Source organism: Burkholderia sp. Bp8986 (assembly GCF_003854225.1).
Lineage (GTDB): Bacteria > Pseudomonadota > Gammaproteobacteria > Burkholderiales > Burkholderiaceae > Burkholderia.
Map to the genome: position 1 here is coordinate 1 of NZ_QTQM01000033.1, position 22898 is coordinate 22898.

General features: G+C 65.1%; 22 protein-coding genes and 1 tRNA gene. 17 read left to right on the forward strand and 6 right to left on the reverse strand.

The window, feature by feature from the left end:
• The first annotated feature begins 281 nt into the window (after positions 1–281).
• The gene (locus DID99_RS25370; RefSeq protein ID WP_044846058.1) at positions 282–1058 is read left to right on the forward strand and encodes an SDR family oxidoreductase; all 777 of its coding nucleotides are present in this window, start codon (positions 282–284) and stop codon (positions 1056–1058) included.
• Positions 1059–1090: 32 nt separating this feature from the next.
• A complete protein-coding gene (locus tag DID99_RS25375) occupies positions 1091–1522 on the forward strand; it encodes a thioesterase family protein (RefSeq protein ID WP_044846057.1) in 432 nt (143 codons plus the stop codon).
• A 99-nt stretch (positions 1523–1621) separates the two neighbouring features.
• Here DID99_RS25375 and DID99_RS25380 read toward each other — a convergent pair whose 3' ends face one another.
• Positions 1622–2167 carry a LuxR C-terminal-related transcriptional regulator gene (locus tag DID99_RS25380; RefSeq protein WP_044846056.1) on the reverse strand — a complete coding sequence of 182 codons (546 nt, stop codon included), beginning with the start codon at positions 2165–2167 and terminating at the stop codon, positions 1622–1624.
• Positions 2168–2390: 223 nt separating this feature from the next.
• Here DID99_RS25380 and DID99_RS25385 point away from each other — a divergent pair, with 223 nt between their 5' ends.
• A complete protein-coding gene (locus tag DID99_RS25385; RefSeq protein WP_044846055.1) occupies positions 2391–3095 on the forward strand; it encodes a CoA transferase subunit A in 705 nt (234 codons plus the stop codon).
• A 1-nt stretch (position 3096) separates the two neighbouring features.
• Positions 3097–3738 carry a CoA transferase subunit B gene (locus DID99_RS25390; RefSeq protein WP_124488883.1) on the forward strand — a complete coding sequence of 214 codons (642 nt, stop codon included), beginning with the start codon at positions 3097–3099 and terminating at the stop codon, positions 3736–3738.
• Positions 3739–3834: 96 nt separating this feature from the next.
• On the opposite strand, the gene DID99_RS25395 is transcribed toward DID99_RS25390, so the two are convergent.
• Genes DID99_RS25395 through DID99_RS25405 form a run of 3 tightly spaced genes read right to left on the reverse strand, consistent with a single transcriptional unit; the run spans position 3835 to position 6174 of the window.
• A complete protein-coding gene (locus DID99_RS25395; protein WP_124571730.1) occupies positions 3835–4548 on the reverse strand; it encodes an SDR family oxidoreductase in 714 nt (237 codons plus the stop codon).
• Between the two features lie 46 nt (positions 4549–4594).
• Positions 4595–5608, reverse strand: coding sequence for a polysaccharide deacetylase family protein (locus tag DID99_RS25400; RefSeq protein WP_124667721.1), 1014 nt, complete (start codon positions 5606–5608; stop codon positions 4595–4597).
• Between the two features lie 11 nt (positions 5609–5619).
• Positions 5620–6174, reverse strand: coding sequence for an ester cyclase (locus DID99_RS25405; RefSeq protein ID WP_124667722.1), 555 nt, complete (start codon positions 6172–6174; stop codon positions 5620–5622).
• A 138-nt stretch (positions 6175–6312) separates the two neighbouring features.
• Here DID99_RS25405 and DID99_RS25410 point away from each other — a divergent pair, with 138 nt between their 5' ends.
• The 13 genes from DID99_RS25410 (at position 6313) to DID99_RS25475 (ending at position 19284) form a co-directional block, all read left to right on the forward strand.
• Entirely contained in the window at positions 6313–7218 is a 906-nt protein-coding gene (locus DID99_RS25410) for a LysR family transcriptional regulator (protein WP_124667723.1), read from the forward strand.
• Positions 7219–7350: 132 nt separating this feature from the next.
• On the forward strand, positions 7351–8247 hold the full coding sequence (locus DID99_RS25415) for an alpha/beta fold hydrolase (protein ID WP_124488888.1): 897 nt from the start codon (positions 7351–7353) through the stop codon (positions 8245–8247).
• An 81-nt stretch (positions 8248–8328) separates the two neighbouring features.
• Entirely contained in the window at positions 8329–8682 is a 354-nt protein-coding gene (locus DID99_RS25420; protein ID WP_006758848.1) for a RidA family protein, read from the forward strand.
• A 39-nt stretch (positions 8683–8721) separates the two neighbouring features.
• Positions 8722–10956, forward strand: coding sequence for a bifunctional (p)ppGpp synthetase/guanosine-3',5'-bis(diphosphate) 3'-pyrophosphohydrolase (locus DID99_RS25425; protein ID WP_044846048.1), 2235 nt, complete (start codon positions 8722–8724; stop codon positions 10954–10956).
• A gap of 96 nt (positions 10957–11052) precedes the next feature.
• Positions 11053–11129, forward strand: a tRNA-Val gene (locus DID99_RS25430).
• A 272-nt stretch (positions 11130–11401) separates the two neighbouring features.
• Positions 11402–13309, forward strand: coding sequence for a threonine--tRNA ligase (gene thrS, locus DID99_RS25440; RefSeq protein WP_124522527.1), 1908 nt, complete (start codon positions 11402–11404; stop codon positions 13307–13309).
• A 49-nt stretch (positions 13310–13358) separates the two neighbouring features.
• Positions 13359–13883, forward strand: a complete 525-nt coding sequence (gene infC / locus DID99_RS25445; RefSeq protein WP_071734130.1) for a translation initiation factor IF-3 — start codon at positions 13359–13361, stop codon at positions 13881–13883.
• Positions 13884–14073: 190 nt separating this feature from the next.
• The gene (rpmI, locus tag DID99_RS25450) at positions 14074–14271 is read left to right on the forward strand and encodes a 50S ribosomal protein L35 (protein ID WP_004191477.1); all 198 of its coding nucleotides are present in this window, start codon (positions 14074–14076) and stop codon (positions 14269–14271) included.
• A gap of 30 nt (positions 14272–14301) precedes the next feature.
• A complete protein-coding gene (rplT, locus tag DID99_RS25455; RefSeq protein WP_004192938.1) occupies positions 14302–14661 on the forward strand; it encodes a 50S ribosomal protein L20 in 360 nt (119 codons plus the stop codon).
• A 149-nt stretch (positions 14662–14810) separates the two neighbouring features.
• Positions 14811–15824, forward strand: coding sequence for a phenylalanine--tRNA ligase subunit alpha (pheS, locus tag DID99_RS25460; RefSeq protein ID WP_006753318.1), 1014 nt, complete (start codon positions 14811–14813; stop codon positions 15822–15824).
• 96 nt (positions 15825–15920) lie between these two features.
• Positions 15921–18350, forward strand: coding sequence for a phenylalanine--tRNA ligase subunit beta (pheT, locus tag DID99_RS25465; RefSeq protein ID WP_124667724.1), 2430 nt, complete (start codon positions 15921–15923; stop codon positions 18348–18350).
• Positions 18351–18422: 72 nt separating this feature from the next.
• Entirely contained in the window at positions 18423–18809 is a 387-nt protein-coding gene (locus DID99_RS25470; RefSeq protein ID WP_006486093.1) for an integration host factor subunit alpha, read from the forward strand.
• A 61-nt stretch (positions 18810–18870) separates the two neighbouring features.
• On the forward strand, positions 18871–19284 hold the full coding sequence (locus DID99_RS25475) for a MerR family transcriptional regulator (protein WP_124488891.1): 414 nt from the start codon (positions 18871–18873) through the stop codon (positions 19282–19284).
• Between the two features lie 82 nt (positions 19285–19366).
• Here DID99_RS25475 and DID99_RS25480 read toward each other — a convergent pair whose 3' ends face one another.
• A complete protein-coding gene (locus DID99_RS25480; protein WP_124667725.1) occupies positions 19367–21577 on the reverse strand; it encodes a hypothetical protein in 2211 nt (736 codons plus the stop codon).
• 351 nt (positions 21578–21928) lie between these two features.
• The gene (locus DID99_RS25485; RefSeq protein ID WP_311767499.1) at positions 21929–22789 is read right to left on the reverse strand and encodes a tyrosine-protein phosphatase; all 861 of its coding nucleotides are present in this window, start codon (positions 22787–22789) and stop codon (positions 21929–21931) included.
• Between the last annotated feature and the right edge of the window lie 109 nt (positions 22790–22898).

Genomic DNA, 22898 nt, shown 5'->3' on the forward strand with positions numbered 1-22898 from the left:
GGATCGCGGCCGACAGCCCGGCCGGGCCGCCGCCGACGATCACGACGTCGTATTCCATCGATTCGCGCGGGCCGTATTGCTCGATGAGGCTTGCGGGGGTCATTGGCGTTCCTCTAACCGTTAGAATGCTTTTATTCGGGAGCGTATTGTCTGCGAAACGAAACGCTTGCCGCAACAGCATGCGAATACATTAGCACGATCGTTCTATTTTATGTGCTAGGGTTATGCTGCGTGGGACAGGGCGCCCGCGGCGGCGAAACGACATCGAAAGGGGATGTGCAATGGGTCGATCGATCAATCTGGAAGGCAAGGTCGCGTTGGTCACGGGCGCATCGAGCGGCCTCGGGCAACGCTTTGCGCAGGTGCTGTCGCAGGCCGGCGCGAAGGTCGTGCTCGCGAGCCGCCGCGTCGAGCGCCTGAAGGAACTGCGCGCGGAGATCGAGGCGGCGGGCGGTGCCGCGCACGTGGTGTCGCTCGACGTCACCGACGTGCAGAGCATCAAGGCGGCCATCGCGCACGCGGAGACGGAAGCCGGCACGATCGACATCCTCGTGAACAATTCGGGCGTCTCGACGATGCAGAAGCTCGTCGACGTCACGCCGTCCGATTTCGAGTTCGTGTTCGACACCAATACGCGCGGCGCGTTTTTCGTCGCGCAGGAAGTCGCGAAGCGGATGATCATGCGCGCGAACGGCAACGGCAAACCGCCGTACCGGATCATCAACATCGCGTCGGTGGCGGGGCTGCGCGTGTTTCCGCAGATCGGGCTGTATGCGATGAGCAAGTCGGCGGTCGTGCAGATGACGCGCGCGATGGCGCTCGAATGGGGCCGCCACGGGATCAACGTCAACGCGATCTGTCCGGGCTATATCGATACCGAAATCAATCATTACCTGTGGGAAACCGAGCAGGGCCAGAAGCTGCAGTCGATGCTGCCGCGCCGGCGCGTCGGCAAGCCGCAGGATCTCGACGGGCTGTTGTTGTTGCTCGCGGCCGACGAGTCGCAGTTCATCAATGGCTCGATTATCTCCGCCGACGATGGCTTCGGCCTCGCCTGAGTGGATGACATTCAGCAACAAAGAAGACTGCAATGAGCGAATATTCCCCCGTATTTGAAATGTCGATGCCGATCCGCTGGGGCGACATGGATGCGTTCGGCCACGTAAACAACACGGTCTATTTCCGCTACATGGAACAGGCGCGGATCTCGTGGTTCGAGGAACTCGGCATCGCGGGCGGCAACGGCGAGGGGCAGGGGCCCGTGATCGTCACGGCGTCGATGGAGTTCCTGAAGCAACTGCACTATCCGGGCGACGTGATCGCGAAGATGTCGGCCGCGAAGCCGGGCCGCAGCAGCTTCGACACCGGTTTCGAGCTGACGCGCGCGGACGATCCGCAGCACGTGTATGCGCGCGGCAACGCGCGCTGCGTGTGGGTCGACTACGCGCTCGGCAAGTCGGTGCCGCTGCCGCAACTGCTGCGCGATACGATCGAGCGCGCGCTCGCGGCGCAGGTCGGCTGAGCGCGGCGGCGCCGAAGCCGGCGCCCGGTGTGTCGCCATTTCCCGATGATCTCCCGAATCGGCCGCTTCACGCGGCCGATTGCCATTCCGGGGCGCGTCTTACTGGCCGAGCAGGCGCTGCAGCAGCTCCGGCGTATTGTTCGTGCCGTACTTGCGCATCAGCCGCGCCCGATAGATGTCGACCGTGCGCGAACTGATGTCGAGCACGCGCCCGATCTGCTTGCTGGTCTTGCCGGTCGCGAGCTGCGCGGCGATCTCGCGTTCGCGCGGCGTCAGCTCGACGGCGACCCGGCGCGTCGCGCTCAGGTCCTCGAAGGTCCAGACGCCCGCCGCGAGCGGCGCGGTGCGGTCGAGCGCGCGGCCCGTCACGTGGCACCAGAACAGCTCGCCGTCGGCCCGTTTCATGATTCTGTCATCGGCGTAGGTGCCGTTCGCGATCATCACGCGCGAGATGCGCTCGCCGATGCGCTGGAATTCGTCCGGCGACGGATACAGCACCTCGTACGACTTGCCGATCAGATCGGCCCGTGCGCAGCGGAAGATCGCCGCGAGCGCGTCGTTGCAGTCCTCGATCACGCGGTCGCGCGACATCACGAGGCCGAGCGGCGCGAGGTGAAAGGCAGTCTGGTAATCGAGAGCGGGCATGGCGCGGGCAAGCGGAGGCAAATGCTTATGTATTTTTGCGTATTGTGCCGTATCGGCGTCACATCGTACCCTTTCAGGCATCTCGCGGCGGTGTGCCGCGATATAAAAACAGCGCGCCTCGACGCAGGTATCGCCGTGCATGCATAGAATGATGCGGCGGGCTTGCGGCCCAGTGGGCGCGTGAACCGGTTTTGCTGGTTTCCATAGAGGAAGGGACATACAGATGAACAAAGTCTATCCAAGCGCGGCCGCCGCGCTGGAAGGGATCGTCCGCGACGGACAGACCTTCGCGGTGGGCGGCTTCGGCCTGTGCGGGATTCCCGAGGCGCTGATCGCGGCGCTGCGCGATTCCGGCGTCAAGGGCATCACCTGCATCAGCAACAACGCAGGCGTCGACGGCTTCGGTCTCGGCCTGTTGCTGGAAACGCGCCAGATCCGGAAGATGATCTCGTCGTACGTCGGCGAGAACAAGGAGTTCGAGCGCCAGTACCTGGCCGGCGAACTCGAGCTCGAATTCACGCCGCAGGGCACGCTCGCCGAGAAGCTGCGCGCGGGCGGCGCCGGCATCCCCGCCTTTTTCACGAACACCGGCTACGGCACCGTGATCGCGGAAGGCAAGGAAACGCGCCAGTTCGGCGATCGCCACTACGTGCTCGAGCCGTCGCTGACGGCCGACGTCGCGCTGGTGAAGGCATGGAAGGCCGACAAGTCCGGCAACCTGATCTATCGCCGCACCGCGCGCAACTTCAACCCGATGTGCGCGATGGCGGGCAAGATCACCGTGGCGGAAGTCGAGGAGATCGTCGAGAACGGCGAACTCGATCCGGACCATGTCCACACGCCGGGGATCTTCGTGCAGCGCATCGTGCTGAACGCGACGCCCGAAAAACGCATCGAACAACGCGTCGTACGCGCGAAAGGAGACTGACATGGCCTGGAATCGTGACCAGATGGCCGCGCGCGCGGCGAAGGAACTGCAGGACGGCTTCTATGTGAACCTCGGCATCGGCCTGCCGACGCTCGTCGCGAACCACGTGCCGGAAGGCGTCGAAGTGTGGCTGCAGTCGGAGAACGGGCTGCTCGGCATCGGCCCGTCGCCGACCGAGGACGAGGTCGACGCCGACCTGATCAACGCCGGCAAGCAGACCGTCACGACGTTGCCGGGCTCGTCGATCTTCTCGTCGGCCGATTCGTTCGCGATGATTCGCGGCGGCCACATCAACCTCGCGATCCTCGGCGCGATGCAGGTCAGCAAGAAGGGCGACCTCGCGAACTGGATGATCCCGGGCAAGATGATCAAGGGGATGGGCGGCGCGATGGACCTCGTCGCGGGCGTGAAGCGCGTCGTCGTGCTGATGGAGCATGTCGCGAAGGGCGACCAGCACAAGATCCTCGACGAATGCAACCTGCCGCTGACGGGTGTCGGCGTGGTCGACCTGATCATCACCGATCTCGGCGTGATCGAAGTGACGCCGGCCGGCCTGAAGGTGCTCGAACTCGCCGACGGCGTAAGCGCGGAAGAGATCCAGGCAAAGACGGGCGCGCCGCTCGACGTGAGCGCGGTCGCGTAAGCGCCGGCCTTTCGTCTCGACGCTCGACGCCCCGCGTTCCCCTGTGGAACGCGGGGCGTTTTGTCATGACCGCATACGTCACCCGAATCACGCTAATCACGCGATCGCGCCGCCGCCGTCGATCAGCACCGTCGAGCCGGTTGCATAAGGTGTTGCCGCCAGATACACGATCGCATTCGCGACGTCCTCCGGCTGGCCCACGCGGCGTGCCGGGAGGCGCTGCGCGGCGCCCGCGTACATCGCGTCGCGCGCATCGGGGGCGAGCTTGTCCCACAGCGGCGTCGCGATCAGGCCCGGTGATACGGTATTCACCCGCACGGGCGACAGCTCGAGCGCAAGGCCGCGGGCGAGCGCCTCGAGTGCCGCGTTGATGGCCCCCTGCAGTACCGACGACGCGTTCGGTCGCACGCTTAGGTAGCCCGACACGAACGTCAGCGAACCGCCGGGTGCGATATCGATCGAGCGTGCGACGCGGTATGCGCCCCAGAACTTGCTGTCCATCGCGGCCTGCGCGTCGGCAAGCGGCAGTGCGCGGACCGGGCCCGTCGCTGTCTTCGCGGCCGAAATCACGACGTGGTCGAACTGGCCGGCACGCGCGCAGAACGCATCGACGGCCGCCGTATCCGTGATGTCGAGCGCTTCGGTGCGTACTTGCGCGCCCGGCGCGGCATCTGCATTGACCCTGGCAGGGTCGCGCGATGCGATCGTCACGACAGCGCCGAGTCGTGCGAATGCGGTCGCGGCGGCGGCACCGATGCCGGAGCTGCCGCCGACGACGAGTACCTTCTTTCCGTGGAGTGAGTCGTTCATGGTGGTCCTTCCGAGGTGAGGGGGTGAGCAGGTGAGCGCAATCCGGTTAGATCGTTTCGGCTTCGCGCAACGTCGACGGGCTGCGCAGCGCAAAGCGGGCGATGTCGTCCTTGCGCATGAAGGCAACGCCCGGATGCGATCGAGCGTAGTGCAGGAATGCGTCCCAGGCGCGGACCATCTGCGGCGTGCCGCTGATCCGGTCGTGCGCGCTGATCGACATCAATCGCCGCCGCTGGCCGGCTTCCGCGTACAACTGGTCGAAATCGAGCTTGATCTGCTCGAGAAACATCGTCGGCGAGTAATTGCGGCCTTCGATCAGCAGGATGTCGTTGTTGCGCAACGTGTATGGAACGACCGCGAAATCGCGGCCGTCGACGGTTTCGATGAAGGGCTCGTCGCGGCTGACGTCGTCGATGTGATACACGTAGCCGAGTTCCTGCAGCAGCGGCAGCGTGTGCGGTCCGCGCCGCAGCCAGTTGCAGTTGTAGCCGATCGGGCGCCGTCCCGTCGCCGCTTCGACCATGTCGCGGGCTTCGGTGAGGAAGCGGCGCTCGTCGTCGCGGCTCATCGCGAATTGCGACCGCCAGGTCGGGCCGTGCGCGGCCGCTTCGTGGCCGCGCGACACGATCTCGCGTGCCAGTTCGGGATGCCGGCGCACGGCTTCCCCGATCATGTGCGACGTGACCTTCACGCCATGCCGGTCCCACAGGTCGAGAAGACGCGGGATCCCTTCACGGTAGCCATATGCGAACCACGTGGCCGACGCGAGGTCGACCGGGACCGACGGTGGAAACTCGACGGACGGGAACGGGCTGTCCGCGCCCTTGGACGGTTGTCCGCCGGCCTCGAACTGCATCGAGATCGAGATGACGAGCCGCGTGTTGTCCGGCCAGAACCCGCTGGCGTTCGTCCCGGCAGCATCCGATATCGGCGCGGCAGTTGCCGACCGGGAGGCGCCCGCGGCCATCGCGATGCCGGCGGCCGCCCCGGCGCCTGCTTGTGCAAGAAACTTGCGGCGCGCCGGACGCATCGCCGAAGAATCGTAGTCGCTGTCAGTCATCGTCCCCTCCGTCAGCCGACGAGCCCGAGCTGACGCATCAGCGTCAGGTTGTCCTCGATGTGCCAGTTTTCCGCTATCCGACCTTGGACGATGCGGTAGATGTCGGTCGCGATGAAGTCGATCGCCTGTCCGCTTCCGGTCGTTCCGTTGAACGTGCCGGTGAAATGGCCGCGAAAGTGCAGGTGCACGACGACACGGTCGCCCGCCACGATCATCTGTTCGATGTCGCAATGCAGGTCCGGGATGGCCGTGCGCATCGTCCTGGACGCCGCGAGTGGCCCCGCTACGCCTTGTTCACGGCCGGCCGGCAACGTCCGGTCGACGAAATCGGCCGCGAGTGCAGCGCGGGCGAGGGTCGCATCACCGGTATTCCAGAACGTGCCGTAGCGACGCGCGGCGAGGATCTGCGCGCGCGCCTGCGTAACCGGCACGTCGGTCGCGACGGTCAGGCCGTGTGGGTCGAGAAGGTCGGCGGCGCGGGCCGCGACAGGCGACAGCGCGGCGACGCAGGCCGCCGCGGCGATGACGCGGGTGATCGGGCGCACGTTCGAAGGAAGGATCGACATGGTTTCGGATGTCCTGTGAATGGCGTCGCGGGACGACGCGGAACAGGTATGGTAGGTTTCCGTTCTGAACACAAATACGGTCTAAAAGCGAATGGATTATTCGAAAAAAAGAAAGGGCGAGGCGAAGCGGGTGCCGCGATGCTGATCGACGATCTCCCGGCGCTCGATACCTTCGCGAGAATCGTGTCGGCCGGTAGCCTGTCCGCGGCGGCGCGCGAGCTGGACTTGTCGCTGTCCGTCGTCAGCAAGCGGCTCGCGCATCTCGAGTCGCAGCTCGGCGTGCGTCTGCTGCACCGGACGACGCGACAGCAGACGCTGACCGACGACGGTGCGCAGTTCCATGCGCAGGTGCTGCGCATCCTGGCCGAGGTCGATCGCGCCGAAACGCTGATGAGCGATCGTCGCGGCACGGTCAGCGGCGTGCTGCGCCTGACGGCGCCCGGCGAACTCGGCCGGCTGCGGATCGCGCCGCTCGTCGCCGCGTTTCAACGGCAACATCCGGAGTTGACCGTGCACCTGACGCTGACCGACGCGATCGTGGATCTGCTCGCGCAGGACATCGACGTTGCCGTGCGGATCGGCAGTCTCGCCGATTCGACGATGATCGCGCGCGAGCTGGCGCCGAATCATCGCGTGCTGTGCGCGTCGTCGAGCTATCTCGCCGTGCACGGGCTGCCGGCCCATCCCGCCGAGCTTCGCATGCACCGATGCATCGTGATGGGCGACCAGCCGCGTGCGGAGTGGCGGTTCGACGGTGTACAGGGCGCGGTTGCGGTCGAAGTGACGGCCGCGCTGCTGACGAACGACGGCGGTGCGGCTCGTACGTTGGCGCTGGAGGGCGCGGGCATCGCGCTGAAGTCGATCTGGGATGTCGGTGCCGACCTCGACGCGGGCCGGCTCGTCCGCGTGCTGCCGGCATTCGCCGCACCCGCGGCGCCGCTTCATGCGGTCTATCCCGGCGGGCGTCACGTGCCGTTGCGCGTGCGGGCGTTCATCGACTTCCTGCGCGAGCAGTTGCGCGCCTCGTGGCGCCGCGGCGCGTGAGCCGGTGCGAACGATGCGCCGGATGACCGCAGGCGCGTGACGACCCGCCGTTAAGAAGCGGTTTACAATCGTTTGCATCGGGTGGTGCAAGCATTGCCCGCCGCACCGTCCACGTTCGACAGGATGCCAACGATGCCAACAACCTCAGCGAATCCTCCGGTTCCCCGTCAGCGACGGGTGCAGTGTGCGAGCGCCGCAGGCCTTCACCACGTCGCCTATACCGAATGGGGCGACCCCGCCAATCCGCGCGTGCTGCTCTGCGTGCACGGCCTGACCCGTTCGGGGCGCGACTTCGACCGGCTCGCCGCCGCGCTGTCCGATACGTATCGCGTCGTCTGCCCCGACGTCGTCGGGCGCGGGCGCTCCGACTGGCTCGCCGATCCGCGGCTTTATGCGATTCCGCAATACGTGGCCGACATGGTGACGCTGATCGCGCGGCTCGACGTCGAGTCGGTCGACTGGTTCGGCACGTCGATGGGCGGGCTGATCGGCATGGCGCTCGCGGGGCTGCCCGGTTCGCCGTTGCGCCGGATGATCGTCAACGACGTCGGCCCGCGCATCGAACCCGATTCGCTGACGCGCATCGGCGAATACCTCGGCGTGCAGCCGCGCTTCGCGACGGAGCAGGAGGGCATCGACTATCTGACGTCGCTGTCGCTGCCGTTCGGCGCATTGAGCGGCGACGAGTGGCGCGAGATCAACGGGCCGTTGCTGCGCGAGTTGCCCGACGGCGGCTGGACGATGCGCTACGATCCGCGCATCGCGGAGCCGTTCAAGGCGACGACGCCCGAACTGGCCGCGCTCGGCGAGGCGGCGCTGTGGCGCGCGATCGAGACCACCGATGCGTCGCTGCTGGTCGTGCGCGGCGAGCGTTCCGACCTGCTGTCGCGCGACACGGCGGCCGAGATGGTGCGGCGCGGCCGGCACGTGACGCAAGCCGAGATCCAGGACGCGGGCCATGCGCCGGCGTTCATCAGTGCCGACCAGATTGCGCTCGCCCGCCGGTTTTTCGTCGAAGGCGGCGCATAAACGCGTCATAATATGCGGTTCGGCGGCACGCGGGCCGTGTCGTCGCCGATACTTCACCTACTCACACGACCGGAACATTCCATGGCAGTCATTCGTCACCACGTCGGGGCCCGTCTCTCCGAAACCGCGATCCACAACGGTACCGTGTATCTGGCCGGCCAGATTGCCGAAGACACCACCCAGGACATCAAGGGCCAGACGCGCGAAGTGCTCGGCCACATCGACCGCCTGCTCGCCGAAGCGAACAGCGACAAGGCGCATCTGCTGTCGGTGCAGATCTACATTTCGGATCTCGCGAACTTCGAAGGCATGAATGCGGAGTGGGACGCGTGGGTCGCGCCCGGCAATACGCCGCCGCGCGCGACCGTCGAGGCGAAGCTCGCGGATCCGGCGCTGCTCGTCGAGATCGTCGTCGTCGCCGCGCAGCGGAGCTGAGCGAAGCATCACGATGACCGCAATACGCCAGGCCGTGCAATGACCGAGTCCGTTTCCGCTTCTTCCGTCGCGGCGCCGTCGTTCGACGACGTGCTCGCGTTCGTGCGCGAGCGGGCCGGCGACGCGCGCCTGTCGACGGGCGAGTTGCTCGCCGATCATTCGGCGGGCACGGCGTCGATCATGCGCACGCTGAACGTCGACCCGCACGCGATGCAGGCGGCTGCGCTGTTCGTGCTGACGCCGCACCTGAACGACCCGGAGCGGGAGTTGACCGAACGCTTCGGCGAAGAGGTTGCGCGGCTCGTATCCGACGTGCGCAAGCTGCTGCGGCTCGGCACCGTGAGCCTGCGCGCCGCGCAGAACGCGATGCCCGACGCCGGGCGCGACGCCGCGGAAGAGCGGCGCACGCAGATCGAGGCGCTGCGCAAGATGCTGCTCGCGTTCGCGCAGGACATCCGCGTGGTGCTGATCCGGCTGGCGTCGCGGCTGCAGTCGCTGCGCTACTACGCGGCGGCGAAGATCGACCCGCCCCCCGACGTCGCGCGCGAGACGCTCGAGATCTATGCGCCGCTCGCGAACCGTCTCGGTATCTGGCAACTGAAGTGGGAGCTCGAGGACCTCGCGTTCCGCTTCGAGGATCCGGTCACCTACAAGCGCATCGCCAAGCTGCTCGACGAAAAGCGCATCGAACGCGAGGCGTACGTCGCGCAGGCGATCGAGCGGCTGCAGCACGAACTGGCGGAAGCGCACATCCCGGCCGACGTGAGCGGTCGGCCGAAGCACATCTACAGCATCTGGCGCAAGATGCGCGGCAAGGAGCTCGACTTCTCCGAGCTGTACGACGTGCGCGCATTCCGCGTGATCGTGCCGGACATCAAGGATTGCTACGCGGTGCTCGGCATCGTGCATCACCTGTGGCAGCCGGTGCCGAAGGAATTCGACGATTACATCTCGCGTCCCAAGCCGAACGGCTACAAGTCGCTGCATACGGTCGTGATCGGCGACGACGGTCGCGCGTTCGAAGTACAGATCCGCACGCAGGAAATGCACCGCTTCGCGGAGTACGGCGTCGCCGCGCACTGGCGCTACAAGGAAGCGGGCGCGCGCGGCTATGGCGGCCAGTTCTCGGCGAGCGACAAGTACGACGAGAAGATCGCGTGGCTGCGCCAGCTGCTCGCATGGAAGGACGACGTCGAGGACGGCACCGAAGTCTCGGGCGACAAGGCGTGGGCGCAACTGCGCGAGACATCGCTCGACGACGACCATATCTACGTGCTGACGCCGCAGGCGCGCGTGATCGCGCTGCCGCAGGGCGCGACGCCGGTCGATTTCGCGTATCACCTGCACAGCGAGCTTGGCCATCGCTGCCGCGGCGCGCGCGTCGACGGCGTGATGGTGCCGCTGAACACGTCGCTCGCCAACGGCCAGACGGTCGAGATCGTCGCGGTGAAGGAGGGCGGGCCGTCGCGCGACTGGCTGAACCTGCAGCTCGGCTACCTGAAGAGCCCGCGCGCGCGCCAGAAGGTGCGCGCGTGGTTCAACTCGATCGAGCAGGAAGAGAACATCGCGCATGGTCGCGCGCTCGTCGAAAAGACGCTGCAGCGCGAGGGCAAGACGTCGGTCAACCTCGACAATTTGGCCGCGAAGCTCGGCTTCAAGTCGCCCGATGAGTTGTTCTCGGTCGTCGGCAAGGAGGAATTCAGCCTGCGCAACGTCGAGCACGCGCTGTCCGATGCGCCGCCGCCCGACCATGCGCCCGAGGCGCCCGCCGATTTCGAGAAGCGCAGCAGCGGGGCGAGCGTCGCGCACGGCGCGTCGACCGGCGTGCTGGTGGTCGGTGTCGATGCGTTGCTGACGCAGCTTGCGCGCTGCTGCCGTCCGGCGCCGCCCGACCCGATCAGTGGTTTCGTGACGCGCGGCAAGGGGATGTCGATCCACCGCAGCGACTGCCCGACGTTCCGGCGGATGGCCGAGCGGGCGCCGGAGCGCGTACTGCAGACGACCTGGTCGGCCGACGTGCTGGGCGGCCGTGGCGTGTCCGTCTATCCGGTCGACCTGATGATCGAGGCGAGCGACAGGCAAGGCCTGCTGCGCGATATCTCTGAAGTGTTCGCGCGCGAGAAGATGAACGTGGTGGGCGTGAAGACGCAGAGCCGCCGCAACGCGGCATTCATGCAGTTCACGGTCGAGGTGTCGAATTCCGCGCAGGTGCAGCGGGCGTGCACGCTGCTCGGCGAAGTGCCGGGCGTCGTGCGGGCGGGGCGCAAGGCTTGATGTCCCTGTAATGGGGTTGGAGCCCGATCATTTTGCTGCGGCCGCATAAAAACGCTTGCCAAGTCTGCGTTGGCTCCATATAATGTTAGCTTCTCTAGGCTCGTAGCTCAGCTGGTTAGAGCACCACCTTGACATGGTGGGGGTCGTTGGTTCGAGTCCAATCGAGCCTACCAACGAATTGAGAATGCCCGGTTTTTCGGGTGTTCGATGCAGTAAATAACTCAACGCGAACAAGGCGAATACGGTTATGACACCGCGAACGTTGACCGAAACCTTTTCGGAGCGACGCTAGTCGAGGAACGTTTTCGCCCTTTCAGTTTGAGTGAAGTATCGAATGCGGCCCCTCGAAAGCGGGGCCGCATTTTTTTTGTCGCGAAATTTTCGCGCGTGACTTTGATATCGCGTGCTTGGTTTGCCGCCCACTGTCGGCATCACGGAGATTGCTATGGTTTCGATACGCTTGCCTGACGGCTCAGTTCGACAATACGAGCATCCGGTGACAGTTGCCGAGGTTGCGGCCTCGATCGGTCCCGGCCTTGCGAAGGCTGCGCTTGGTGGCAAGCTCGATGGCGAGCTGGTCGATACGTCCACGGTCATCGATCGCGACGCATCGCTCGCGATCGTCACGGACAAGGATGCCGACGGTCTCGACATCATTCGTCACTCGACCGCGCACTTGCTCGCCTATGCGGTGAAGGATCTGTATCCGGATGCGCAGGTGACGATCGGTCCGGTGATCGACAACGGCTTCTATTACGACTTCTCGTACAACCGCCCGTTTACGCCTGAAGATCTGGAAAAGATCGAAAAGCGCATGCAGGAACTCGCGAAGAAGGACGAGCCAGTGACGCGCCGCGTCGTATCGCGCGACGAGGCGGCCGGCTATTTCCGCAGCCTCGGCGAGAAGTACAAGGCCGAGATCATCGAATCGATTCCGCAAAGTGACGAAATCAAGCTGTACTCGCACGGCGGCTTCACCGACCTCTGCCGCGGCCCGCACGTGCCGTCGACCGGCAAGCTGAAGGTCTTCAAGCTGATGAAGGTCGCGGGCGCGTACTGGCGCGGCGACTCGAAGAACGAGCAGCTGCAGCGCATCTACGGGACGGCCTGGACGAAGAAGGAAGACCAGGATCAATACCTGCACATGCTCGAGGAAGCGGAAAAGCGCGACCACCGCAAGCTCGGCAAGCAGCTCGACCTGTTCCACATGCAGGAAGAGTCGCCGGGCATGGTGTTCTGGCATCCGAAGGGCTGGGCGCTGTGGCAGCAGGTCGAGCAGTACATGCGCCGCCGCGTGAACGAAGCCGGCTACCTCGAGATCAAGACGCCGATGATCATGGACCGCTCGCTGTGGGAAGCGTCGGGTCACTGGCAGAACTACCGCGAGAACATGTTCACGACGGAGTCGGAGAAGCGCGACTACGCGATCAAGCCGATGAACTGTCCGGGGCACGTCCAGGTGTTCAAGCACGGCCTGCGCTCGTACCGCGACCTGCCGCTGCGCTACGCGGAATTCGGTTCGTGCCATCGCAACGAGGCGTCGGGCGCGCTGCATGGCCTGATGCGCGTGCGCGGCTTCGTGCAGGACGATGCGCACATCTTCTGTACGGAAGACCAGTTCATCTCGGAATCGATCGCGTTCAACACGCTGGCCATGAGCGTGTACAAGGACTTCGGTTTCGATCACATCGACATCAAGCTGTCGCTGCGTCCCGAGCAGCGTGCGGGCACGGACGAGACGTGGGATCGCGCGGAGCAGGGCCTGCGCGACGCGCTGACGGCCTGCGGCCTCACGTGGGAAGAGTTGCCGGGTGAAGGCGCGTTCTACGGCCCGAAGATCGAGTACCACATCAAGGATGCACTCGGCCGTTCGTGGCAGTGCGGCACGCTGCAGCTCGACATGGTCCTGCCGGAGCGCCTCGGCGCCGAGTACGTCGCGGAAGACAACAGCCGCCGCCGGCCGGTGATGTTGCACCGCGCGATCGTCGGTTCGATGGAGCGTTTCCTCGGCATTTTGATCGAGCACCATGCTGGTGCAATGCCCGTCTGGCTCGCGCCGTTCCAGGCAATTGTGCTCAATATCGCCGAAAGTCAGGCCGAATATGCGCAGTCCCTGGCCCAATCGTTGCAAAAACAAGGGGTTAGAGTGGCGGCCGATTTGCGCAACGAGAAGATTAGCTATAAAATACGCGAGCACACGCTGGAAAAGGTGCCTTATCTCCTCGTCGTGGGCGATAAGGAGCGTGATGCGCAAACGGTAGCCGTGCGTGCCCGTGGCGGCGTCGATCTTGGCGTTATGCCGATCGAAGCCTTCGTTGAGCGTCTGCAGGAAGACCTGCGCTCGTTTAAGTAACCGCCCTGGCAGCGCGGCTCGTTTTTTTAATTTTTAGAGGAAACGTAACATCGCTACTGATAAGTCGTCGCACCGCATCAACGGTGAAATCACTGCGCCGGAAGTGCGTCTGGTCGGGATCGAGAACGAACCGCTCGGTATCGTAAAACTCGCTGATGCTTTCCGTAAATCGGAAGAACTGGATGTTGACCTGGTGGAAATCGCGCCGCAAGCGGTTCCGCCGGTTTGCCGTCTGATGGATTACGGCAAGTTCAAGTACCAGGAATCGAAGAAGCAGCACGAAGCGAAGCTGAAGCAAAAGGTCATCCAGGTAAAGGAAGTCAAATTCCGCCCGGGTACCGATGACGGTGACTACAACGTCAAGCTTCGCAATCTCGTGCGCTTCCTCGAAGAGGGCGACAAGACGAAGATCACGTTGCGTTTCCGCGGCCGCGAAATGGCTCACCAGGAGATCGGCATGCGGATGCTTGAGCGTCTGCGCACGGATCTCGAGGAAGTCGGCCAGGTCGAGCAGATGCCGAAGATGGAAGGGCGCCAGATGATCATGGTGCTCTCGCCGAAGAAAAAGAAGTAACGGGCCCGCGCGCCACGCGCGCAGGTTCGAAAGTGGTTCGGTGCGTGGCCCGGTCAGGGCGGCGCACCAACAATGACGGCGGCTGCGCAAGCGGTTCGCCGTACACAAGTGGACTGGGTTTCGAAGGGCGGGTCAAGGGCGCAAGCCAACCGCACACCCATCGCCATCAAATAAACTGGAGTTGTTCGTCATGCCTAAGATGAAGACCAAGAAGAGTGCTGCAAAGCGCTTCGTGGTGCGTCCGGGCGGTACCGTCAAGCGCGGTCAAGCCTTCAAGCGTCACATCCTGACCAAGAAAACCACGAAGAACAAGCGTCACCTGCGCGGCGCAACGGCAGTTCATGATTCCGATCTGAACTCCGTCCGCGCAATGCTGCCGTTCGCGTAACCCCTCAACTGATACTCCAAGGAGAGAAACATGCCTCGAGTCAAACGTGGGGTAACCGCACGGGCCCGCCACAAGAAGATCATCAACCTGGCCAAGGGTTATCGCGGCCGTCGCAATAACGTCTACCGCATCGCCAAGCAGGCGGTGATGCGCGCTGGTCAGTACGCGTACCGCGATCGCCGCAACAAGAAGCGTGTGTTCCGCGCACTGTGGATCACGCGTATCAACGCGGCAGTTCGCCAGCACGACATGACCTACAGCGTGTTCATCAACGGCCTGAAGAAGGCGTCGATCGAACTCGACCGTAAGGTTCTGGCCGACATGGCGGTGTTCGACAAGGCTGCTTTTGCTGCGATCGTCAAGCAGGTGAAAGCCGCCGTTGCAGCCTAATTGCGAAATTAGCACTGCGTGGTTAGTTGCAGCGACGTTCCGGTAGTCTCGGCCGCTGCAGCGAAAACGGGGCTCTTCCGAGCCCCTTTTTTGTTTGGTGGAGCAGTTTCGCTCGCCAAGACCGAATGACGTTGGAAATGATGGGATCTATGGATCTGGACCAGATTGTCGCCGACGCGCAGCAGTCCTTCGAACAGGCTGCCGACATCACCACGCTCGAAAACGAGAAAGCCCGCTTTCTCGGCAAGTCGGGTGCGCTGACCGAGTTGCTCAAGGGCCTCGGCAAGCTCGATCCCGAAGCACGCAAGACCGAAGGCGCACGCATCAACGTCGCGAAGCAGCAGGTTGAAGCCGCGCTGACCGCACGCCGCCAGGCGCTCGCCGACGCGCTGTTGAACCAGCGCCTCGCCGCCGAGGCGATCGACGTGACGCTGCCGGGCCGCGGCGCCGGCGCAGGCAGCCTGCACCCCGTGATGCGCACGTGGGAGCGCGTCGAACAGATTTTCCGCTCGATCGGCTTCGACGTGGCCGACGGTCCCGAGATCGAGACCGACTGGTACAACTTCACGTCGCTGAACAGCCCGGAGAACCATCCGGCGCGTTCGATGCAGGACACCTTCTACGTCGAAGGCAAGGATGCCGACGGCCGCCAGCTGCTGCTGCGCACGCACACGAGCCCGATGCAGGTGCGTTACGCGCGCATGAACCGCCCGCCGATCAAGGTGATCGCGCCGGGCCGCACGTATCGCGTCGACAGCGATGCGACCCACTCGCCGATGTTCAATCAGGTCGAGGGGCTGTGGATCGACGAGAACATCAGCTTCGCCGACCTCAAGGGCGTCTATACCGACTTCCTGAAGAAATTCTTCGAGCGCGACGACATCCTCGTGCGCTTCCGCCCGTCGTATTTCCCGTTTACGGAACCGTCGGCCGAGATCGACATGATGTTCGAGCACGGCAAGAACGCCGGCAAATGGCTCGAGATCTCGGGCTCGGGGCAGGTGCATCCGACCGTGATCCGCAACATGGGCCTCGATCCCGAGCGCTACATCGGCTTTGCGTTCGGCAGCGGCCTCGAGCGCCTGACGATGCTGCGCTACGGCGTGCAGGATCTCCGGCTGTTCTTCGAGAACGACCTGCGTTTCCTGCGCCAGTTCGCATAACGCACGCGCCGCGCCGACATGTGCCCGCGCATGCCCCGCCGGACATTTCCGACGGGGGCCGGGCGCCGATCTAACCTGTTTCGAACGTAGACATCCATGCAATTCCCTGAATCCTGGTTGAGAACCTTTGTCGACCCGCAGCTGACGACCGACGAACTGTCGCACGCGCTGACGATGGCGGGGCTCGAAGTCGAATCGCTGAGCAAGGCTGCGCCGCCGACATCGAAGATCATCGTCGGCCGCGTGCTCGAAGTCGTCAAGCATCCGGATGCGGACAAGCTCAATGTCTGCCAGGTCGACGCCGGCACCGGCGCGACGCTGAATATCGTGTGCGGCGCACCGAACGTGGCGCCCGGCATCAAGGTGCCGGTCGCGCTGGTCGGCGCGGAACTGCCGCCGGCAGAAGAGGGCGGCAAGCCGTTCGCGATCAAGCTGTCGAAGCTGCGCGGCGTGGAGAGCCAGGGGATGCTGTGCTCGGCGCGCGAGCTGAAGCTGTCCGAGGACCACAGCGGCCTGCTGATCCTGCCGGAAGACACGCCGGTCGGCCAGGACATCCGCGATACGCTCAATCTCGACGACACGATCTTCGAAATCAAGCTGACGCCGAACAAGGCCGATTGCCTGTCGGTGTTCGGCATCGCGCGCGAGACGGCCGCGATCACCGGCGCGCCGCTGACGCCGGTCGATATCCGTCCGGTGCGCGTCGAGCTCGACGAAACGCTGCCCGTGCGCATCGCTGCGCCCGATCTGTGCGGCCGCTTCTCGGGTCGCGTGATCCGCGGCGTGAACGCGCATGCGAAGACGCCGCAATGGATGGTCGAGCGCCTCGAGCGTTCGGGCCAGCGCAGCGTGTCGGCGCTCGTCGACATCTCGAACTACGTGATGTTCGAGCTCGGCCGTCCGTCGCACGTGTTCGATCTGGACAAGATCCACGGCGGCATCGAAGTGCGCTGGGGCAAGCGCGGCGAGTCGCTGAAGCTGCTGAACGGCAACACGGTCGAGCTCGACGAAACGGTCGGCGTGATTGCGGACGACCGTCAGGTCGAAAGCCTCGCGGGCATCATGGGCGGAGACAGCACGGCCGTCACGCTCGATACGACCAACATCTACCTGGAAGCCGCGTTCTGGTGGCCGGACAGCATCCGTGGCCGCGCGCGCAAGTACAACTTCTCGACCGATGCGGCCCATCGGTTCGAGCGCGGCGTCGACTACGCGACGACCGTCGAACACGTCGAGCGCATCACGCAGCTGATTCTCGAGATCTGCGGCGGCAAGGCCGGCCCGGTCGACGACCAGGCAGTGAACCTGCCGCAGCGTGCGCCGGTGAAGATGCGCGTATCGCGCGCGAACCGCATCATCGGCGTGAAGATCGACGCCGACGAGATCGCGAACATCTTCACGCGCCTGCGCCTGCCGTTCGAGCGTGACGACGACGCGTTCCTGGTCACGCCGCCGTCGCACCGCTTCGACATCGAGATCGAGGAAGATCTGATCGAGGAAGTGGCGCGCATTTACGGCTTCGAGAAGATTCCCGCGCGTCCGCCGGTCGCGACGAGCGAGATGCGCGCGACCAACGAGACGCGGCGCTCGATCCACGACATCCGTCATGCGCTCGCGGCGCGCGACTATGCGGAAACGGTCAACTTCAGCTTCGTCGATGCGGAGTGGGAGCACGACTTCGCCGGCAACGACAATCCGATCCGCCTGCTGAACCCGATCGCGAGCCAGCTGTCGGTGATGCGCACGACGCTGTTCGGCAGCCTGATCTCCGTGCTGCGCCACAACCTGAACCGTCGCGCGGATCGCGTGCGCGTGTTCGAGACGGGGCGCGTGTTCCTCGCGGATTCGTCGGTGAAGGCCGGCGAGTTGACCGTCGAAGGCTACACGCAACCGAAGCGTGTCGGCGCGCTCGCGTACGGCCCGGCAGTCGACGAGCAGTGGGGCGTCGCGACCCGCGCGGTCGATTTCTTCGACGTGAAGGGTGACCTCGAGGCACTGCTCGCGCCGGCCGCCGCGCGCTTCGTGAAGGCCGAGCATCCGGCCCTCCATCCGGGCCGCAGCGCACGCATCGAAGTGGATGGCCGCGCGGTCGGCTGGATCGGCGAGCTGCATCCGCGCCTGATGCAGAAGTACGAGCTGCCGCACGCGCCGGTGATGTTCGAAATCGACGCGGATGCGCTGATCGCGCGTGCACTGCCGGCGCCGACCGACGTGTCGAAATTCCCGCCGGTACGGCGCGATATCGCCGTTGTCGTCGATCAGGCGGTCGAGGTTCAGGCACTTTTCGATGAAATGAAGAAGGCGCTGGCCGAAGACGCCTGCCGATTCGTTCAGAAGGTTGTACTCTTCGACGAATTTCGTGCAAAATCAAATACTTCCGGTGGTCTTGCCGCGCACGAGAAGAGCCTTGCCTTCCGCGTGACGCTGCAGGATGCGGCTGGCACGCTACAGGACGAGGTCGTCGATCAGGCGATCCAGACGCTGGTCGAGCGGATGGCTCGTGCGGGTGCCCGCCTGCGCGGCTAAGGAGAGGAGCCGCCCGTTCGCGGGTGGCGCTTCCCCATCGTGAGTTTTGGTTTAACGCGCTGTATGGCAGATATGAACGACATGACCTCGAGTGAATTCGAAGCCCTCCTGACGGCGCAACGCAGCGCCATGAACCGCGACGCTTCGGCGCCGGCGTCCACCGAGACGCCGACGCTGACGAAAGCGGAGCTGGCGGAGCTGCTGTTCGACAGCGTCGGGCTGAACAAGCGTGAAGCGAAGGACATGGTCGAGGCGTTTTTCGAAGTGATCCGCGACGCGCTCGAAAACGGCGAAAGCGTCAAGCTGTCGGGGTTCGGCAACTTCCAGCTGCGCGACAAGCCGCAGCGTCCGGGCCGCAACCCGAAGACGGGCGAGGCGATTCCGATCGCGGCCCGCCGGGTGGTAACCTTCCACGCGAGCCAGAAGCTGAAGGCGCTGGTCGAAAACGGCGCGGAGTAACGCCCGCGCGCCGAAGTCTCCGCGCGGCCGCCGCGCATTCTTTACCGACGGTTAACCGACGATGACCACTACGGTTGAGAAAGTCGTCTTGCCTCCGATTCCCGCGAAGCGCTATTTCACGATCGGTGAAGTCAGCGAACTGTGCGGGGTCAAGCCGCACGTGCTGCGTTATTGGGAACAGGAATTCACGCAGTTGCGGCCGGTGAAGCGGCGTGGCAATCGCCGATACTATCAGCACCACGAAGTGCTGCTGATCCGGCGGATTCGCGAGTTGCTGTACGAACAGGGATTCACGATCAACGGGGCGCGCAACCGGCTCGATTCGCCGGGCGGCGAGCGCGCTGCCGCGGCGCCGGCCGAGCCCGATGTGCCGGCCGGCGACGTGCGAGTATCGGGCAAGCCGGGTGCAACGGTCGACGTGATCGCGTTGCGGCAGGCGCTCCTCGATGTGATCGACGGACTCAAACACGACTGAGCGCAACGCTCGAATCAACAGGAAACCCGGTCGGCGATGCGCCGCCGGGTTTTTTCATGCACGCGGGCTCGTGCTCGGCGGGTCAGCGCGATGCGAGCGGGTTCGGCTTGCCCATGTCGACGACCAGCGTGCCGTCCGGCAGCATCCGCACCGAGCCCTGCGCGACCTGGCTGCGGTAGCCGTACAGGTCGAAACGCATCGGGCCGGCCTCGGCCGAGTTCCGGATCAGCGCGCGCACGTTCAGTTCGAGCACGTTGAACATCTTCATGTCGCCGCCTTCCATCCACATGTAGCTCGGCGCGTCGATCTGCGGCCGCTTCGTCGCGGGCGCGTCGGCGGCACGCCGGAACGTGAGGCGCAGCCCGTCGCGTTCGACCGTCGCCTGGCCGAGTTTGCCGTTCAGCACCGGCGGCGGAAACACGGTGTACTGGTCGAGCACGAGCGTGTCGCCGCGCAGCTCCGCGCCGCGGCGCTGCAGCGGCGTCAGCGACGCGAGCTCGATGCCGAGCGAGCGCAGCAGCTTCGCCTGCGGGATGCCGAGCACCGATACCTGCGCCGGCTTGAACGCGAGGTGCCGGCCGTCGAGCACTGACAGCGTGCCCTTCATGTCGGTCGGCAGCCACACGCCGGGCACGTGATTCCAGAGCTTGATGCCGCCCTGGACGCGCAGGTCCTGGCCATCTGCGCTCAACTGCAGGTCGTTCAGCGAGCGCGGCGAGTAGTCGAGCAGGTAGTTGTTGAAGAGCGCCGACATCGCCTTCCACGATTCGACGACCGTTCCGCCGAGAATGCGGATGTCGTACTGGTTCGGATCGTCGAGATCGACCGGTTCGCCCGGGCGTTTCGCGATCAGCTGCACGTCGAGATCCTCGACATGGAAGCCGATGTCGCCGGACAGGTTGAAGTCGACGTTGTGCAGGTGGATCGTCGGGTTGCGGTTCGACACGTGCCGTTCGTTGAACGGAGCGGTCGACGAGCGCCGCATCGCGACTTTCTGCATGCCGGGTTGCGGTGCGCTGGCCGCGAGTGCAAACGCTTCCCAGTGCTGGCGCGAGTCGCGCAACGCGTTCTGCTGCGCGGCGAGGAAGCTGTCGTTCAGGCGAGCGGCTGCATTGCCGAGCGCGGCGCCGCTCGCGGGGCCCGCGTACGACGGCATCCGGATCGCCATCGCGCCGCTTTCGTCGAAATTGAAATAGCCGGCCGAAACCTGGTCGCGATAGTGGTACAGGTCGAACACGAAGTGCTGGTCGCGCTTCGTCGGATCGACCGGGCCGATCAGGATGTCGGCGTTCATCGGCATCGAGCGCATGAATTTCACGTCGCCGCCGCGGATGTACATCGCCTGTTGCGGCGCGTTCGCGGGGAGCGCGAAGCCGGCGTGCGAGCCGTCGTCGAGCGTCAGGTCGAGGCCGGCCGGTGTAACGCGCAGCGCGGTGATCCGGATCTTCAGCCGTGGCGGCGGCATCAGCTTGTCGACCGACATCACGAGGTCGTCGCCGGCGAGCCGCGCGATCGGTGTTTCCACCTTCAGCAGATCGGCCATCTTCACGTTGGCCGCGCGCATGACCGGCTGCGCGTTGATGCCCGACACGCGCACGCCGGTCGGGTGGAATACGAGCTGGCTGCCGTCGCGGATCGCGAGCGTGCCGGTCAGCGAGAACGGCACCCAGCCGTCGCGCTGCATCTCGCCTTGAAGATGGATCACGCCGTCGCCGGCCGATACGGCAAGCTTGCGCAGCGGCGCGTTGCGGTAACCGAAGATGTAAGTGTCGAAGAGCGCGGTCAGCTTTGCGTTGTCGAGCGTGACCGCGCCTTCGTGTACGTCGATCTCGAAGCTCGTCGGGTCGTCGAACACGATGGGGGCGCCGGCCTGCGTCGGCACGAGCGTCGCGGACAGTTGATGGATGAAGAAGCCGAGGTTGTTGACGATGCGGAAATCGACGTCGCGCAGGAACGTCATCGCGCCGTTCTGGCCCGAGTCGCGCAGCGTGAACGGGCGCGGCTGCGTGAGGTTGATCGACGCGAGCGACGGCACCGTGCGGGCGATCTGCTGTTCGTGAGCGAGGCGTTCGGCTTTGGCGCGCTCGATCTTCGTCGATGCGACCGACGCGTTGCCGTCGCGCTGCGCGGCCGGTTCCGCGCAGCCGGTGCAGAGCAGCGCGAGCGCAAGCGCACCGCAGCCGAATGCGCGAGCGGTGCCGTGTGAAACCGGGGCGACCGCGCGTCGCAGGCCGGCCATCCAGTCGAAACTTGCCAAGGGCGTGCGATGGCCGCGCCGGACCGAATTCCGCATCGTCTGTCTCCATGTCTTGTCGTGACCGGCGAGGGCGCGCGATCGATGCGCGGCGCAGTCGTCGATGCCGTGCAGTGTGGCATAGCGCGCTAGAGCGGCGTTACCAAACAGCGGGCGTGCGGGCAACACCGGTCGGCGCACGACGGGGCAAAGGATTCGCGGCGTCGGGGCGGCAATATCAAACGGTCGTTTGGTTTTGCGGTCGAGGGGCGGCGCGCATTGCGCCGGATCGGCAAACCCGGCGGCGTGGGTTGACGCCGGGTTTCGTGCCGGATGAAGGCCGTGTCCGGTCCGGGCGCGGCGGCAGCGCGATGACAGCCGCGCTGTCGCCAGCGCCGCCTGCATGGTCGGTCAGACCAGCATGCGCTGCCGGATCGCATTCTGCGTCGACGCGTCGAGCTGCAGGCCGTTCTCGATGTATGACGTCATCGAGCCATACGACGCGACGACCTGATCGAACGCCGCCTGCAGATAGGCGGCTTGCGCGCTTTGCAGCGCGGCCATCATGTCGGCCGCATCCTGCCCGCCGCGCTTTTGCGCCTGCGCGACATAGGCGGCGATTTCCGACGCGCTGTAGACGTTGGTCAGCAGATAGTCGGCGAGAATCGTCTGCGGGCGGACACCGAGGATCGTGTGCAGGATGGCCGTCGCCCAGCCGGTGCGATCCTTGCCGGCCGTGCAGTGGAGGACCAGATTGCCGCCGGACGAGGCGAAGCCGGCAAACAACGCGTGGTAGCTCGTGCGTGCGGTTTCCGACGTCACGAACGCCCGATACATGCTCATCATGAAGGCCGTGGCCGTCGCGCCGCTGGTCGGCAGCGGGCCGAGATTGGCGGCGCCGAGCACGTTGAGGTTCTGCCAAATGGCGCCCGCCAACGGTACATCCGGCTGCGCTTGGATCTCGGAGGTCGTGCGCAGGTCGCACACTTGCGTGATGCCGAGCGTATCGACCGTTGCGACGTCGGCCGCGGACAACGTGAGCGCGGACGACCGGTAGATCACGCCTTTTTTCATCGCTGCGCCGCTCGGGGTGGCATAGCCCGTTCCGTCCGGTCCTGCGGTATCGCGAAAATTCGCTACCGAGGCGAGCCTGGGCGTCGTGACGGGGGCGATCGCGATCGAATCGCCGCCGCACGCGGACAGAAACGACGCGCTTCCCAGCGCGATGCCGAACGTGCCGGCGCCCAGCCGGAGAAAGTGTCGTCGGGAAATTTCGTTTTTCTGATGCATTCACTGACCTTTGTCGGAGACTGTCACGGGAAGTTGCGACCGCCGTTGCGATCGAAGTCGCTGCCGGCCCGGCGCGCCGCGCGGCAACGCG